Annotated in this window: 12 protein-coding genes, 1 tRNA gene and 1 pseudogene; 5 read left to right on the top strand and 9 right to left on the bottom strand. The window is 66.0% G+C overall.

Going from position 1 to position 14,013, the window contains the following annotated elements; all coding sequences use genetic code 11:
• Nucleotides 1-576, top strand: a 576-nt coding sequence (locus DFP88_RS16505; RefSeq protein WP_110815796.1) for an IS3 family transposase, incomplete at its 5' end; no start/stop codon positions are given.
• Nucleotides 577-657: 81 nt separating this feature from the next.
• On the opposite strand, the gene DFP88_RS16500 is transcribed toward DFP88_RS16505, so the two are convergent.
• The 4 genes from DFP88_RS16500 to DFP88_RS16480 all read right to left on the bottom strand — a co-directional run bounded on the left by DFP88_RS16500 (nucleotide 658) and on the right by DFP88_RS16480 (nucleotide 5,537).
• Nucleotides 658-2,331 carry an FAD-binding oxidoreductase gene (locus DFP88_RS16500; protein WP_110815795.1) on the bottom strand — a complete coding sequence of 558 codons (1,674 nt, stop codon included), beginning with the start codon at nucleotides 2,329-2,331 and terminating at the stop codon, nucleotides 658-660.
• A gap of 476 nt (nucleotides 2,332-2,807) precedes the next feature.
• A complete protein-coding gene (locus DFP88_RS16490) occupies nucleotides 2,808-3,239 on the bottom strand; it encodes a VOC family protein (protein ID WP_110815793.1) in 432 nt (143 codons plus the stop codon).
• A gap of 57 nt (nucleotides 3,240-3,296) precedes the next feature.
• The gene (locus DFP88_RS16485; RefSeq protein WP_110815792.1) at nucleotides 3,297-4,352 is read right to left on the bottom strand and encodes an aldo/keto reductase; all 1,056 of its coding nucleotides are present in this window, start codon (nucleotides 4,350-4,352) and stop codon (nucleotides 3,297-3,299) included.
• 27 nt (nucleotides 4,353-4,379) lie between these two features.
• Nucleotides 4,380-5,537, bottom strand: a complete 1,158-nt coding sequence (locus tag DFP88_RS16480) for an MFS transporter (RefSeq protein WP_110815791.1) — start codon at nucleotides 5,535-5,537, stop codon at nucleotides 4,380-4,382.
• Between the two features lie 130 nt (nucleotides 5,538-5,667).
• On the opposite strand from DFP88_RS16480, the gene DFP88_RS16475 reads away from it, so the two are divergent.
• Nucleotides 5,668-6,642, top strand: coding sequence for a LysR family transcriptional regulator (locus DFP88_RS16475; protein ID WP_110815790.1), 975 nt, complete (start codon nucleotides 5,668-5,670; stop codon nucleotides 6,640-6,642).
• Here the strand turns inward: DFP88_RS16475 and DFP88_RS16470 are convergent.
• Nucleotides 6,611-7,786, bottom strand: coding sequence for an acyltransferase family protein (locus DFP88_RS16470; protein WP_110815789.1), 1,176 nt, complete (start codon nucleotides 7,784-7,786; stop codon nucleotides 6,611-6,613). The two genes, DFP88_RS16475 and DFP88_RS16470, sit on opposite strands and share 32 nt — an antisense overlap.
• 86 nt (nucleotides 7,787-7,872) lie before the next feature.
• A complete protein-coding gene (locus tag DFP88_RS16465) occupies nucleotides 7,873-9,354 on the bottom strand; it encodes an MFS transporter (RefSeq protein WP_110815788.1) in 1,482 nt (493 codons plus the stop codon).
• 291 nt (nucleotides 9,355-9,645) lie between these two features.
• On the opposite strand from DFP88_RS16465, the gene DFP88_RS16460 reads away from it, so the two are divergent.
• The 3 genes from DFP88_RS16460 to DFP88_RS16450 all read left to right on the top strand — a co-directional run bounded on the left by DFP88_RS16460 (nucleotide 9,646) and on the right by DFP88_RS16450 (nucleotide 12,287).
• The gene (locus DFP88_RS16460; protein ID WP_146227561.1) at nucleotides 9,646-10,755 is read left to right on the top strand and encodes a LysR family transcriptional regulator; all 1,110 of its coding nucleotides are present in this window, start codon (nucleotides 9,646-9,648) and stop codon (nucleotides 10,753-10,755) included.
• Nucleotides 10,752-11,870, top strand: a complete 1,119-nt coding sequence (locus tag DFP88_RS16455; protein WP_110815786.1) for a hypothetical protein — start codon at nucleotides 10,752-10,754, stop codon at nucleotides 11,868-11,870. Before DFP88_RS16460 ends, DFP88_RS16455 begins: the two co-directional genes overlap by 4 nt.
• Nucleotides 11,871-12,211: 341 nt before the next feature.
• Nucleotides 12,212-12,287, top strand: a tRNA-Val gene (locus DFP88_RS16450).
• A 65-nt stretch (nucleotides 12,288-12,352) separates the two neighbouring features.
• On the opposite strand, the gene DFP88_RS16445 is transcribed toward DFP88_RS16450, so the two are convergent.
• The 3 genes and pseudogenes from DFP88_RS16445 to DFP88_RS16435 all read right to left on the bottom strand — a co-directional run.
• Nucleotides 12,353-13,141 carry a tyrosine-type recombinase/integrase gene (locus DFP88_RS16445; protein WP_425450845.1) on the bottom strand — a complete coding sequence of 263 codons (789 nt, stop codon included), beginning with the start codon at nucleotides 13,139-13,141 and terminating at the stop codon, nucleotides 12,353-12,355.
• A 62-nt stretch (nucleotides 13,142-13,203) separates the two neighbouring features.
• A complete protein-coding gene (locus tag DFP88_RS17580; protein WP_146227559.1) occupies nucleotides 13,204-13,530 on the bottom strand; it encodes an excisionase family DNA-binding protein in 327 nt (108 codons plus the stop codon).
• A gap of 135 nt (nucleotides 13,531-13,665) precedes the next feature.
• Nucleotides 13,666-14,013 (bottom strand): annotated as a pseudogene (locus DFP88_RS16435) (hypothetical protein); the annotation flags it as partial.

Genomic DNA, 14,013 nt, shown 5'->3' with positions numbered 1-14,013 from the left:
GACAAGAAGGCGCCGTGTCCGCTCGACAGGGTGAACCGGCAATTCCGTGTGTCCGCGCCGAACAGGCTATGGGTTAGCGACTTCACCTACGTGGCCACTTGGAAAGGCTTCGCCTATGTCGCTTTCGTCATCGACGCTTACGCCAGACGGATCGTGGGCTGGCGGGTCAGCACATCGACCCATGCGGGGTTCGTTCTCGATGCCCTGGAACAGGCTGTCCATGAGCGTCGGCCGGCAAAGGGCATGGGACTGGTCCACCACTCGGATCGCGGGTCTCAATACCTGTCCATTAAATATACCGAGCGTCTGGGCGAGGCCGGTATCGAGCCATCTGTCGGAAGCGTCGGTGACAGCTACGACAACGCACTGGCCGAGACGATCAACGGCCTGTTCAAGGCCGAGGTTATCCATCGCTGCGGTCCATGGCGCAGTTTCGAGGCCGTGGAATACGCGACCCTCGAATGGGTGGACTGGTTCAACAACCGCCGCCTGCTCGAGCCCATCGGAAACATTCCGCCCGCAGAAGCCGAGGCAAACTTCTACGCAGCTCTGGATGCCGAAGCCGAGGCTGCGTAACTAATAAAACTCAGCCTCCGGCAGACCCGGGGCGGTTCAGGCGACCGGGTGGACTTGCACTGACGAAGGGAGGGGGAGGCTCTAGGTGCCGGTTCTGCGCACGCTCAGGGAGTGGGAGAAGACGTTGCCCGGGTCGTAGCGGTTCTTGACCGCCTGCAGGCGCGGGTAGTTACCCTTGTAATAGAGGGTGTACCACGGGACGCCCGAGCGGTTGCGTGCCGGGTCCGCCACGTCGCGGTTCGGATAGTTGATGTAGCAACCGTCCATCTGGTCATTCGGGACGGGCACGCCGCCGGTCTCGGCGAAGACGTCTTCGTAGATGTCCCTGAGCCAGCCGAGGTAGTACTCATCCTCCGCCGGGTCCGCCCAGAACGTCTGGAAGCACATCTTGTAGATCGACGATCGCTGCGCATTGGCCGTCGCGTCCTCGGCCATCGCGTTGACCGCGCCGCCGAAGGAGAAGAGCACCAGCATCGTGTTGGGATTGGTGAAGTCGGTTCCGCTCATGTGCCTGTAGAGCGCGGCGATCTGCCGGCTATCAAAGCCCTTCTTCATGTAGGCGGACTTGTGGCCGCCCCGCGAGGTGGGATTGGTGATGGTCGGATTGTTGGAGCCGACGAGCTTCGTGGCCTGCAGCCAGGGCAGGCGCGCGCCCTCGAGGTAATCGGGCATGGCGGGCAGCTCGCCGATCGGCTCGACGACCGGGCGGGGCTGCAGGTCCGTACCCTCCAGAAGGGCCGACATGTATTCGGCGAGGATCTCCTCCGCGCGTGGATCGTCGCCATCGACCTGGGTGAACATGCCCATGGCGCCGGTCGCGCGGTGCGAGACGTTGAAGAGGCTGCTGAGGGACGTGTAGGGGCTGTCCGGGCCACTGTTGTCAGCATGCCAATGGCTGAAATTCTCGATCAGCCGCGTGAAGTTCGCCTCCGTCAGCTGCTCCCAGTCGAAAGCCAGCGCGTTCACCAGAACTTCCGCCGGTGGCTTTATAAGGAGGTCGGAGGGGTCTGATCCGCTGGTGCCGGGCGTGCGGAACCAGTAGCGGGTGATGACGCCGAAATTGCCGCCACCGCCGCCGGTATGCGCCCACCACAGATTGTGGTGCGGATCGGCTGGATCGGAGGAGGCGCGTACCAGCCTGGCTTTCCCGATCTCGTCGACCACGACGACCTCGACCATGTGAAGATGGTCGACGGTTAGCCCGTGCTTGCGCGAGAGCAGGCCGTAGCCGCCGCCGACGATATGGCCGCCGACACCCACCGAGTAGCAGATCCCGGCGGGCAGTGTGACGCCCCATCCCTTGTAGAGCCGCTCGTAGGCATCGATCAGCATGCCTCCGGGCTCCATGAAGAAGGCGCCGACCTCCTCGTCGAACCCGAGGGCGTTCATCGGCGCCATGTCGAGGATGACCTCCGTCTGCGCATTGCAGACGAAATCCTCGAAGCAGTGCCCTCCCGAGCGGACGGTGAGCTTCTTGCCGGCATCGAGTGCCTCCTGCACCGCCAGAAGTGCGTCTTGCGGCGTGTGGATCATCCGGATGTAGTCCGGCGTGGCGCGGAAGCGCTGGTTGTTCCCGCTGCGCAGAGCGAGGTATCGCGCATCGTCTTGCCCGATGCGCTGCCCCACCGGGATCCCCACCGGGGTCGGGGCGGTGGCCCCCGCCTCTGCCTGCGCGTTAAGGGGTCCTGCGGCGGATGCCGCGGCACCTGCCACTGCAACCGACCCAAGAAATTTGCGTCGCGATAGATGTGTCATCAATGGCTCCTTCGAATGAAGGGGTGGCGGCGTGGCCAGCCCGGACCGTCAAATGTCCTGCCCCCATGAGAAGCCAATTCGCGTCAGGCGTGTATCCCTCCAGACATTGAGACATCCTTTCCGAAAGGTGATGAGTGGCGGCTTGGTCGGCCACAGCTCCAAGCTTGCCGATCTTGGCAGTAGTGGGGCAGTTCAAAGCCAGAAGGCTCTCGTTGACCTGCCACGGGATTTCTTTCCGCCGTAAACTAGAACGAGTCGCAACTTCAGGGCGAACGATGCAGAGAACGAGAGTCGCCGGCGAGCGGATGCGGGACGAGCTGCCGGGCGAAAAAATGCTCCACAAACCGACGACCGGGATCGCCGGACCCGCTGCGCGCGATGATAGCTCCGCGCGTCGGGGGAGGGCTCATCCTGCGCCGGTCGGCGTAGACGACGACCGGACACCGGTCGCGGCTGGATGAGCGACCCGTGGCAGATCAGGCCGGAAACAGCTGCCCGTCCGATCTGCGTACCTGGGCCGCAAAGGCGCGTTGCGCGGCATCGCCTCGGAACACGACCTCGATCAGTTGCCGGCCGGGCGCATGCAGGAAGACCCGGTGCTCGCCCAGCCCCTTCAGGGACATGCAGGAGTGGGGCAGCCCTCTGGCCCGCAGCTTGCCCATGAAGCCGTCGTAATCGTCGAGCCGGAAGGCGATGTGATCGATCATGTCTCCGTCAAAGCGGCCGCCCGGCGTGGCCGTGCCGATCAGGTGGACGATGGGCTCATCGCCTTCGTAGAGCCAATGGCCCGGAATGCGCCGGATCTCGGGCGGGCGGATACCCTCCCTGAGGCCGAAGATCTCGATGAAGAATTGCCGCGTCGCCCCGAGATGGGCTGTCCGCAGGGTTACGTGATCCAGACAGGTCATGTCGTCCTCCCCGGGCGGTCCCCCTCGGGCCGCCCCGTCGTGTTCAATGATTGCAAATCAGGCGCCGATGGCGGCGGCCCGGACCATGGGGGCAAACAGACGTGAGAACCCCTCCTGCCGGCGGTATTGCGATGCCGGGTAGGCCGCTTCCCGCTCTGACACGCGCGTCAGCCGCGCGAGCTGCTCGGCGGTCAAGGACCAGCCGGTCGCGCCGAGATTGTCGATGAGCTGGTCGCGGGTGCGCGCGCCGATGATGACGGTCGAGACGGTGGGCTGGGCAAGCAGCCAGTTGATCGCCAGCTGCGGCACGGTCTTCCCGGTCTCCGCCGAAAGCTCGACCAGCAGGTCGATCACGTCGAACAGGATCCTCTCCTCGACGGGCGGTCCCATGTCGGCGGTCTCGTGCAGACGGCTCACGGCGGGCGGAGGGGCGCCGCGCCGCAGCTTGCCGGTCAGACGCCCCCAGCCAAGCGGGCTCCAGATCATTGCCCCGACGCCCTCGCGCGCGCCGAGCGGCATGAGCTCCCACTCGTAATCCCGGCCGATGAGCGAATAGTAGACCTGGTGGACCACAGGCTTGGGCACGCCATGCCGGTCGGCCCGTTCCAGAAGCTGCATCAGCGCCCAGCCGGGATAGTTGGAGACACCCCAATGCAGCACCTTCCCGGTGCGGATCAGCATGTCCACTGTGGTCAGGATTTCCTCGACCGGGGTATGACTGTCGAAGGCGTGCAGCTGCAGGATGTCGATGCGGTCGGTGCCGAGCCGCGCCAGTGCGGCCTCGGTAGAGGAGATCAGCCGGCCGCGGGACGCGCCCCAGTCTCCGGGCCCGTCCCCCATCGGAAGGGCGATCTTCGTCGAGATGATGGCCTGCTCCCGGCGCCCCTTTAGCGCGGCGCCCAGGATCTCTTCTGACTGGCCGGCAGAATAGACATCCGCGGTGTCGAACAGGGTCACGCCGGCCTCGAGGCAGAGATCGACCAGATCCCGCGCCTCGTCCACAGTCGTGCTGCCCCAGTTCGAGAAGAGAGGGCCGCTGCCGCCAAAGGTCCCGGCGCCGAAGCTGAGGGCCGGAACGCGCAGTCCGGACTGTCCAAGGTGTCTGTAGTCCATGTCGTCATCTCCTGTGAAAGGGATGGATCAAGCCGGGAACGGCGCGTCGCGGCGGATGGAAAGGCCACCCAGGGCCAGGGCGGCCAGCGGGAAGACGGCGGCGTAGAAGGAAAGGGAGGCATAGGCGACATTCGCGCTCAACAGGACGCCGCCGATCCATGCGCCGATGGCGTTGCCGAGGTTGAAGGCCGCGATGTTGAAGGAGGATGCGAGCGCCTGCCCGGCGCCGCGCGCCTGCAGCATGACCCAGGCCTGCAGCGGCGCCACCGTGGCGAAACCGGCGGCCCCCAGAGCGACCGTCATCGTCACGGCACTGATCCCGCTTCCGGCTGCGAGCCCGAAGACCGCGAGTGTTGCTGACAGCAGCCCCAGAGAGCCCAGAACGGTCGGGACCAGCGCGCGGTCGGCCAGCCTGCCACCCGCGATATTGCCGACCACGAGGCCAGCGCCGAAGCCCAGGAGCACGGGCGAAACGGCCGCTTCGGGCAAACCGGCGGAGAGGGTGAGAAGCGGAGAGATGTAGGTGAAGACCGTGAAGACCCCGGCATAGCCGAGAACCGTCATCGAAAGCCCGCGCAGCACCGGGCCTCGGCGCAGGACGGACAGGTCCGTCCGCCAGTCGGATACATCCTCCGGCACGATATCCTTGGGAAGAGCCATCGCCATGACGAGAGCGGCAAGGATACCGATTCCGGATACCGCGATGAAGGTCATCCGCCAGTCCGTCTGCTGGCCCAGCCAGGTGCCGAAGGGCACGCCCAGCACGTTGGCCAGCGTCAGTCCGGTGAACATGATGGCAATCGCCGAGGCTTGCCTGTCCTTGCCCACCAGGCGCTGCGCCATGACGGAGCCCACGCCGAAGAAGGTTCCGTGGGTCAGGGCGGTCACGATCCGCGCCGCCATGAGAAAGCTGTAACTGGGCGCCAGCGCGCAGGCCAGATTGCCCAGAACGAAGATCCCCATCAGCAGGAGAAGCGCCTGCCGGTATGGCCAGCGCGCGGTGAAGATCGTCAGTATCGGCGCGCCGAAGACGACCCCGAGCGCGTAGCCCGAGATCAAGGTGCCGGCCATCGTGATGGAGATGGCGAGGCTGTCTGCGACCTCGAGAAGAAGTCCCATGATGACGAATTCCGTGACGCCGATACCGAAGGCGCCGAGGGAGAGAGCGTAGAGCGCGGTTGGCATGTGAGCGAACTCCCGAGGGTGATGGAGGCCTGACAGGGGGTGGAGGTGCCTGCCGAAGAAAAATGCCACTCTGCCTCAGCTTGGAATAGACTGAGCAGTGGAACAGGATCTGTGAAGCGGAGGCACAGGCATGCTCGGCGATCCGGGACGTCTGCGGGAAATGGAAATCTTCGCCATGGTGGCGAGCGAGGGGAGCTTTTCGGCCGCGGCCCGTGCCTCGCGCCTCTCGCCCTCGGCGGTGTCCAAGACGATAGCGCGGCTGGAGCAGCGGCTTGGCGTGCCTCTCGTCATGCGCACGACGCGGGCGCTGACCCTCACGGCGGAGGGGCGGGATCTTCAGCTGCGCGTCGTGGCCATTCTGGCGGCGCTGGACTCGGCCGAAAGGGAGGCGGCTGCCGGACAGGAGCCTGCGGGACCCGTGCATATCAGCACCTCGGCCTCCTATGCCTGTCACCGGCTCTACCCGGTCCTGCCGCAGCTTCTGGCCCTCTATCCGCAGCTGACGGTCAAGGTCAGCCAGACGGACGAGGTGGTGGACCTGCTGGAGAATCAGGCCGATCTCGCGATACGGGCAGGCGAGATGCCGTCCTCCGGCCTCGTCGCGCGATCGCTTGGGTCGACCCGGCGCCTGCTGGTGGCCGCGCCCGCCTATCTCGAGCGGGAAGGTCCATTGCCCAGCGTCGAGGCGCTGGCGGGTTGCAGCCTCATCGGCTTCTCCTACAGCCGGCGCAGCCGACCATGGCCCTTTCGGGTCGGGGACCGCCTGATCGATCTGGAGATCCTGCCACGATTGCAGGCCAGTGATGGAGAGGGGGTGCGCCAGATGGCGCTGAACGGCCTGGGCATCGCCAGGCTGGCGGAGTTCACGGTGGCCGGCGACATCGCCGCGGGCCGGCTGGTGGAGATCCTGCCGGACATGAACGCGGGCGAGGATGAACCCTTCCACGCCGTGCGTCTGGGTCTCAGCGGAGAGGTTCCGTCCCGTCTTCGGGTCGTGCTCGATTTTCTGGCGGACCACGGGCGGGTCGATCCCAAGCGTGCCGGGGCCCGCGCGCCGGGGCCCCGGTCGTCCGTCAGGCCATCTCTCCCTTCGACAGGGCGGTGACCCAGCGGGCCACGCGCATCGAGGGCTCCTCGACGAACCGGTAGAGAAGCCATCCGCCCAGAAGGGACGCGCAGAAGTAAAGGACGATCGCGCCGATGCCGGCGGCGACCGAAAGGTCCTGCAGTCCCAATCTTCCGCTCAGCCAGAAGATGGAGACGCCCTGCACGAGGTAGAAGCCGAACGATACCCGACCGAGCCATTGCATGACCGGACGATCCATCCAGAGAGGCGAGCGGCCGTCGCGATCACGGGCGGCGCATTCGGTGATGATCGCCGTCAGCGGCAGGACGTAGCAGATGCCGAAGGTGTAGAGGAACGGCAGCTGCTTGGCGATCAGGACCGATGCCACCAGGGCCAGGCCGGCGGAGAGCAGGTCGATGCGTGGCCAGCATCCCGCCATCAGGGTCCTCGCCGCCACCATGCCGACAATGAATTCGAGCATCCGCGTCACCGGGAAGATGTAGGCGAACCAGAATTGCGTGCCCGAGATCGGCGAGATCGGCGATTTCGGTTGGTCGGGAACGAGATGGGTGGTCACCAGAATGACGACGAGCATGCCCAACACCAGCAAGCCGGCGCTTTGCCCCAGCCGGCTGACGGGGATGTAACGCACGAGCGGCGCGAGGACCGGGAAGAGCATGTAGAAGAGCATGTCGCTCGACAGCGACCAGGAGGGCGGGTTGACGCTGACATAGACCGTGGGATCCGTGCTGAACGTGTGAAGCAGCGTCAGGTTGAGCAGGGCGGCCTGCGGCGCGGTGTAGGCACCGGCGTAAAGCACCAGCGAGATCGCCCAGACCACGACATGCGGCGGATATATCTTCATCACCTGCCGCCACATGAACCGGCCCACCGGGAACTGCTCCGGGGTGGCCCAGGTGATGACGAAACCGGAGAGGATGAAGAAGAAGCTCACGCCCACATAGCCGAATTGGCGCAGGACCGTCTCGAGTCCCGCGGCGATGCCCGGATCGGAAAACGGGTTCGTCGGCTCGTGCGGGGGCAAGGGCGAGGTGAAGAGCGTGACGTGGAATAGAAAGACCGCGAAGGCGGCGAAAAACCTCAGCCCGGTCAGCGATGGCAGGGTCATCGGCCGGGACGGAGACGCGGTAACACCGACCGCGGGATAGGGAACATGGGTCATTGTAATCTCCTGGTTTTGAAATCTTGGGGAAATTGGCCGTCTTGAAATGAAGCGGGCGGCTCCTTCCAGAGCCGCCCGCCTTGGGGTCAGGGTTGCTGTCGGCCCCGGGATGGCTCCTCGCTTTTGAGGACCATCGCGCCGAGGAATCCGAGGGCGACGAGTGCGACATTCACCATCACCGCGAAGACGACCCCGTCGAGAATCGTGAGCTCCGGCTCGCTTCCGGCTGTCCCGCCGAGCGATGTCATTCGCGCCGTGGCGATGGCGCTCATGATCGGGATGCCGATGGTGATCCCGAACTGCTGGGTCAGGATCGCGAGACCTGTTGCCAGGCCCTGCTGCTCGTTCGGAAGGCCCGAGGTGGCGGCAGTCATGAAGCCGACGATGGCCAGCATGTTGCCGATCCCGCCGAGGAAGGTCGCGACCAGCAGGATCGGCATGGAGGCGGACGCGTCGAGGCTCAGCAGGATCAGGGCGGAGGTCGCCACGCCCTGCAGCGCAAAGCCCGACAGAAGCGCCCCCTTGGTGCCGATCGCGCTCATGACCCGCGGCGCGAAAACACCGCCCATCACGGTCCCGAAACCAAGGACGGCAAATGCTGCACCCGTGATCGTGCCGGACTGGCCGAGGACCTTCTGCATGTAGAGGGTCATCAGGAAGACAAGGGAGGTCTCGGTGGCGAAGGCCAGCAAGCCGGAAAAGTTGCCGACCAGAACCGATCGCCGCTTCAGGATCGCGAGAGGGACGAGCGGCTCGGCCGCCCGGCTCTCCACGAAGAGGAAGGCCATGAAGAGCACGGCGCTCAGGATGAGGGCTTCCACGCCGAAGACGGCCTCTGCGCCATGATCGCCGAGCGAGGTGATCCCGTAGATCAGGGCCAGCACGGTGGCGGTGACCAGCACGGCGCCCGGCATGTCGAGATTGGCCCGGCCGAGCCGCGTCTCCCGCTTGGGTTCGCGGATGACCATCGGGGCCATGATAGCGACGATGATGGCGATCGGCACGTTGATGAAGAACAGCCAGCGCCATGACAGCATGTCGAGCAGGACCCCCGACATGATCGCCCCCGTGGTGAAGCCGGCCGACATGATCGCGCCGTTCATGCCGAGGGCCCGATCCCGCAGCGACCCTTCCGGGAACGACGTCGTCAGCAGCGAGAGCGCCGTGGGCGTGACCATGGCCGTCGCCAGGCCCTGCGCGACCCGGGCCGCCAGAAGGACCGACTGGCTTTCGGCGAGGCCTCCGACGAGGGAGGCGACGCCCAGGGCGATCATCCCGGTCACGAAGAGCCGGAGACGACCGACGTAGTCGCCCAGCCGGCCGAAGAAGAGCGTGAAGCCGGCAGCGGCCAGCGCAAAGCTCGTCACGATCCACTGGATACCGCTGAGCGAGAAGCCAAGCGCCGTGCCGATCTCGGGCAGCGCCACGTTCAGGATCGAGAAGTCGACGGCCATCACGAACTGCGCGAGCAAGAGGATCACGAGCGTGCGCCAGAGCGTGAAGGTCATCTTGTCGCCGCGGGGAGGGTCCCCCGGGGCGACGAATTCCGGGTTGATATCGGAGGGCATGGCAAACCCTTTCCTTGCTTGCGAACAGGACGGATTGCCCCGTTGCGCGTGAGGGGGAGAACGCCCCGCAGCAGGTGCCGCGGGGAATGCCATCGAGTATCCGCGGGAACAGACCGGCCAGTAGCCTCGCATTGGGCGAGGGATTGTTGCCTGCGGGTGAAGGATGCCCGGGCTCATGTGCGCCCTCTGCCAAGTCTCCGGGCAGATGCGTGTTGCTCTGCCGCGCAGGGTGCAGCGCGACATCCCCCCGGCCTGCAACCCGAAATTGCATTGTCACGTCATGGCGATACGGTGAGGATCGACATCATTCTACAAGACCGTTTCAGCACCCACTTCCGCGAAACTTCCAACATAGGCCCGGTTTTGGGATGGGAGATGCAGATGATGCGAGCACAGGCGCATTACGCCACCAACATCAGCAATGTTCAGGACCTCGCCATTTTCGCGACGATCGTCGAGGCGGGCTCCCTGTCGAAAGCCGCGCGGGAGTTGAACCTGTCGCTGGCCATGGTTTCGAAGCGCTTGTCGAAGCTGGAGGAGCTGCTGGGCGTCCGGCTGATCGCCCGCTCGACCCGCAGCCTGTCCACGACTGAGAGCGGCCAGCACTTCTACGAGCAATGCCGCGACATTCTGCACGGCATCCAGCTTGCCGAACGACAGTTGCAGTCACGCCAGACCGAGGTGAGCGGTACGCTCACGATTACCTCGTCGACCTCCTTCGCGCGGCTGTTTCTCGCCAGTATCATCTATGACTTCCAGGTCTTGCGCCCGCAGGTCTCGATCCGTCTTCTGGAGGATGACGGGATCGTCAGCCTGATCGATGCCGGCGTCGACCTCGCCATCCGCCAGGCCGTCCTGCCCAGCTCGTCGCTGATCGCGGTGGCCATCGCCTCGGATCACCGGATCGTCTGCGCCTCGCCGGGCTATATTGCCAAGACCGGGCCGCTGCGCTCTCCCGACGACATCGCGGCGCATAACAGCATCGTCTTCGGCATGCCGCCCATCGTCGATTGGGTTCTGTCGGATGGCAAAGAGACGAAGACGGTGACAGTCGACTGGCGCATGTCCACGCGTTCGGGCGATGCGACCACAGCGGCCGCGATTGCCGGCGCGGGTCTCGTCTACTCCTCCACCTGGGCTGTGCGACAAGCCCTGGAGGAGGGGAAGCTGGTCAATATGCTGCCTGCATGGCGGTCGCCGGTGCGCAGCATCTACGCGGTCTACCCGTCCCGCAGTTTCCAGACGCCATTGCTCTCGGAATTCGTGAAATTCCTCACCAAGCGGGCGCGGGAATACGAGCGGCGGTATAGGGCCGACCTCGAGTCTCTCGCGCCGGGCTTGGAAAGCCTGATCACGGAGCTGGACGATCCGGCACTACAGGCGGCGGCGCCGCCGTCGTGATCCCGCCCGAGCTTTTCCTCATTACGGGCCAAAGCTTGGCGACCGGGCGGGCCCCTGCGATCAGCACCATGGCCGGACTGGGCGCGGCGGCGCGATGCCTGACCGGCGGGCCGGTCGGCTGGAACGACAGGCCGGTTACCCTCCCCGCGCGGGAATTGAGCGAAAGGGGTGTCGAGACAATCGCCAGCGGCTTCGCGGCGCATCTGCTGGCCGAAGGCGATTTACGGGCCTTCATCGCCGGACAGGCCTGGGTAGGGCAGCCCTACGCGACCCTGAAGAAGGGCGGCGAGACGGGCGTCTTCGAGGCAGTCATCTCCCAAACCCGTCTCGCCAGGCAGATCGAGCCCGATCTGCAGCCGGGTGCCATCCTGCTTTTGCATGGCGAGACCGACGGGGCGCTGGGCACGCCCGATTACGACCTCCTGCTCGAGGAGTGGGTCGCGCATCTGCGCGAAGATCTCGGGCTGGCCATGGGCATGGGCTGGACCGCGCCGCTGCTCTTTTGCCAGACATCGAGCATTTCGGGCTACGATCGCGGCGGCGGCAGGTCCGCCTTCAGGACGCCTCTGGCGCAGCTCCACGCGAGCGAACGCCATCCGGACATGATCCTGGTCGGTCCGAAATACGCCTATGATTACATCGACTGGGCCCATATCGACGCGCCTTCCACGCGTCTGCACGGCGAGTATTTCGCGAAGGCCTACAAGGGGGTCAGGACCGGGAGAGGCTGGCACCCTCTCTCCCCGGCGAGCATCTCCTGTCGCGCGAACAGGCTGCACGTGGAGTTCAGGGTGCCGGAGCCTCCGCTCGTTCTGGACACCGACACCATTCCCGATCCGGGATGGTTCGGCTTCCACCTCTCGGATCCCGCCGCCTCGATCCGCGGCATCCGCATCGCGAGCGCGACCAGTCTCGAGATCGATCTGACGGCCCCGCCTGCGCCGGGCAGCATCCTGAGCTATGCGCTCCATAACGGCGTGTCCGGGACCTCCGGTCGGATGACCGGTGCACGCGGATGCCTGCGAGACAGCGATGCCACGCGCTCGGTGTTCACGGGGCAGGCGATGCCCAACTGGTGCGTTGCCTTCGCAAGGGCCATTCCCGCCCATCGGTGAGGGGGTGGGTCTAGGGCGATTGAACCCGGAGCGATGCCGACCTGGCCTGCTGCCGGTTTTCAGCCTGCGGCCGGCTTTCTGCGCCGATTACAACGCAGGCCGGTGGAGACGACAATCGAGTTGGCAGCTTTGAAGACGCAGACCGTCGTCCTGCCGTGCTGGTGACGCAAGGCATGACCGGCCGCGTCATCCGCACCCTCGCGCTGGGGTTGGGCAAGGGCAGGCTGGACGTGCTTCCGGGCGGGCAGGGGGGTGATCTACCACCTATTGCAGGGCCGCCACAGCCGGATCGAGGCCCCGCTCTTGCCCGGACCGCCGCCAGAGGCTAGGGCAGGCGCCGAGGGTGATTAGCTCAGTTGGTAGAGCGCTTCGTTTACACCGAAGATGTCGGCGGTTCGAGCCCGTCATCACCCACCACCTAAACCGCTGAAATCGCTAATTTAGTTCAGGCGCTAGGCTTGATTTGCGAAGTCTGTTGCGGTTCACCGAACCTGAGCGGGTCGAGCGGCGGCGAGGTCGAAGTTCAAGATGTCGGCCGCGCCGGCCAGGTGCTCCGGCAGGAATCGGGCGTAGACCTTGCGCGTGATCTGGATGTTCGAGTGCCCGAGGTACTGCGAGACGGCCTCGATCGGCTGGCCCGCGGTCAGCATCCGGACGGCCACGCTGTGCCTGATCTGGTGGATGTTCACGTCCTGCAGCTGGGCGCGCTCCAGCGCGGCGCGGTAGCCGGTGCGGATCGACCGGACGCGCTTGCCAGCCCATTCGACGACGTGGTCGGTCAGCCGCGCCTGGTAGGCTGACTGCAGCGCTGAGCGCGCCATGCGGTTCATCGGGACCACCGCGCGTCCCTTGCGCGTCACACCATCGGGTAGGCGCAGGTCGATGACCCCGCGCTCGAAGTCGACGCGCTGCCAGGTGAGGTCGAGGATGGCGCCCACGCGCCCGCCTGTGGCCACCAGCAGGATCACCGCCAACCGGATATGCGGGGCGCCGCAGCCGTCGATCAGCGCGCGGATCTCTGCGTCGCCCATCGGGCGCACGTCGCTCTCGGGTTTAGGCGGCAGCTCGATGTGGGGCGCGCGCTCGATGAGGCCCATCTTGAAGGCCCACCGGAGCGCGCTGCGCAGGTGGCCTAGCTCGGTGTGGACCGATCCTAGGGACCTGCCGGGGGCCACCCGCGCGCCGCGGTAGCTTCGGCAATCCTGGACAGTCACCTGCTCGGGGCGCAGCTCACCGAACTGCGGCAGTACCGCCTTGCCGGTATGGCCCATCGTTGTCGCTGTCGGTTTCGTGCCGAGGTGGTCGATGTAGGCAGCCCAGATGCCGGCGACGGTCAGCCCGCCTGTCGGCCGGCTTTCCCGGAGGTATCGGTCCCGCCCCTCTGCCTCGGCTTCCGCTCGGGTGCGTGCCTCAAGCTGATAGCGCCGGCGCTTGCCCGAGGCTGGATCGTCCCAGTAGACGCAAAATCCTCCGCGCAGGCGCCCGATGCTGATGTCTGGCACTGCTCATGCTCCTCTACTACCTCCGCAGGTATGCGGATCATGCGGCCGACGCGGAAGCCCCGCAACTCGCCGCGCTTGAACATCTGTCGAACGGTCTCAGCGCTGCACTCCCAGCGCTCGGCAAGGGTGTCGGCCGTGTACGGTCGGGCGATGGTCATCCTAGCTCTCCCTCGTCTGGTCTTCGTCTTGTGGCGCTTGATTCAGCCGTGCCGCCTTCGCGCAGCCGTGCCGGCCGCACCAAGCGTGCGAGACGCAGCCGCATGCGATGCGTTCTCCGGTGCTCACGCCGCCGCTCACACCAACACCTCATCGGCCTCGGTAACTGTGCCGGCCCACTGGTCGGCACAGGCCTCGGCCACACCCTCGAAGGTGCGGCTGCGGATCTTCCAGCGGTCGGGGCCCGGCGGCGCGCGGTGGATCGCGCTCCAGGTCTTGTGCTCGGGCGTGCCGGCCTTCGGCGGCGTCAGCCTCTGCGTGGCGGTCAGAGGCGGCAGGCCGCGCAGGTAGAAGCCGGTCGCCTTGAAGGCTCGCTCGCCGAACCACCAGGGCTGGACGATCTGCGGCTTCGGCAGGTCCGCGGGCAGGCGGGCGCGGCCGTGCGGGTTCATCACCGGGTTCTCGATCGCGACCCGCGGGATCGG

The sequence above is a fragment of the Pseudoroseicyclus aestuarii genome, from assembly GCF_003217255.1.
Lineage (GTDB): Bacteria > Pseudomonadota > Alphaproteobacteria > Rhodobacterales > Rhodobacteraceae > Pseudoroseicyclus > Pseudoroseicyclus aestuarii.
This window is presented reverse-complemented; position numbering and strand designations above follow the sequence as displayed.

Coding starts and splice junctions, on each gene's coding strand:
- DFP88_RS16500 (WP_110815795.1), bottom strand. CDS start 2,331: ATGACACATCTATCGCGACGCAAATTTCTTGGGTCGGTTGCAGTGGCA.
- DFP88_RS16490 (WP_110815793.1), bottom strand. CDS start 3,239: ATGACCTGTCTGGATCACGTAACCCTGCGGACAGCCCATCTCGGGGCG.
- DFP88_RS16445 (WP_425450845.1), bottom strand. CDS start 13,141: ATGGGCCATACCGGCAAGGCGGTACTGCCGCAGTTCGGTGAGCTGCGC.
- DFP88_RS16465 (WP_110815788.1), bottom strand. CDS start 9,354: ATGCCCTCCGATATCAACCCGGAATTCGTCGCCCCGGGGGACCCTCCC.
- DFP88_RS17580 (WP_146227559.1), bottom strand. CDS start 13,530: ATGACCATCGCCCGACCGTACACGGCCGACACCCTTGCCGAGCGCTGG.
- DFP88_RS16470 (WP_110815789.1), bottom strand. CDS start 7,786: ATGACCCATGTTCCCTATCCCGCGGTCGGTGTTACCGCGTCTCCGTCC.
- DFP88_RS16475 (WP_110815790.1), top strand. CDS start 5,668: ATGCTCGGCGATCCGGGACGTCTGCGGGAAATGGAAATCTTCGCCATG.
- DFP88_RS16485 (WP_110815792.1), bottom strand. CDS start 4,352: ATGGACTACAGACACCTTGGACAGTCCGGACTGCGCGTTCCGGCCCTC.
- DFP88_RS16480 (WP_110815791.1), bottom strand. CDS start 5,537: ATGCCAACCGCGCTCTACGCTCTCTCCCTCGGCGCCTTCGGTATCGGC.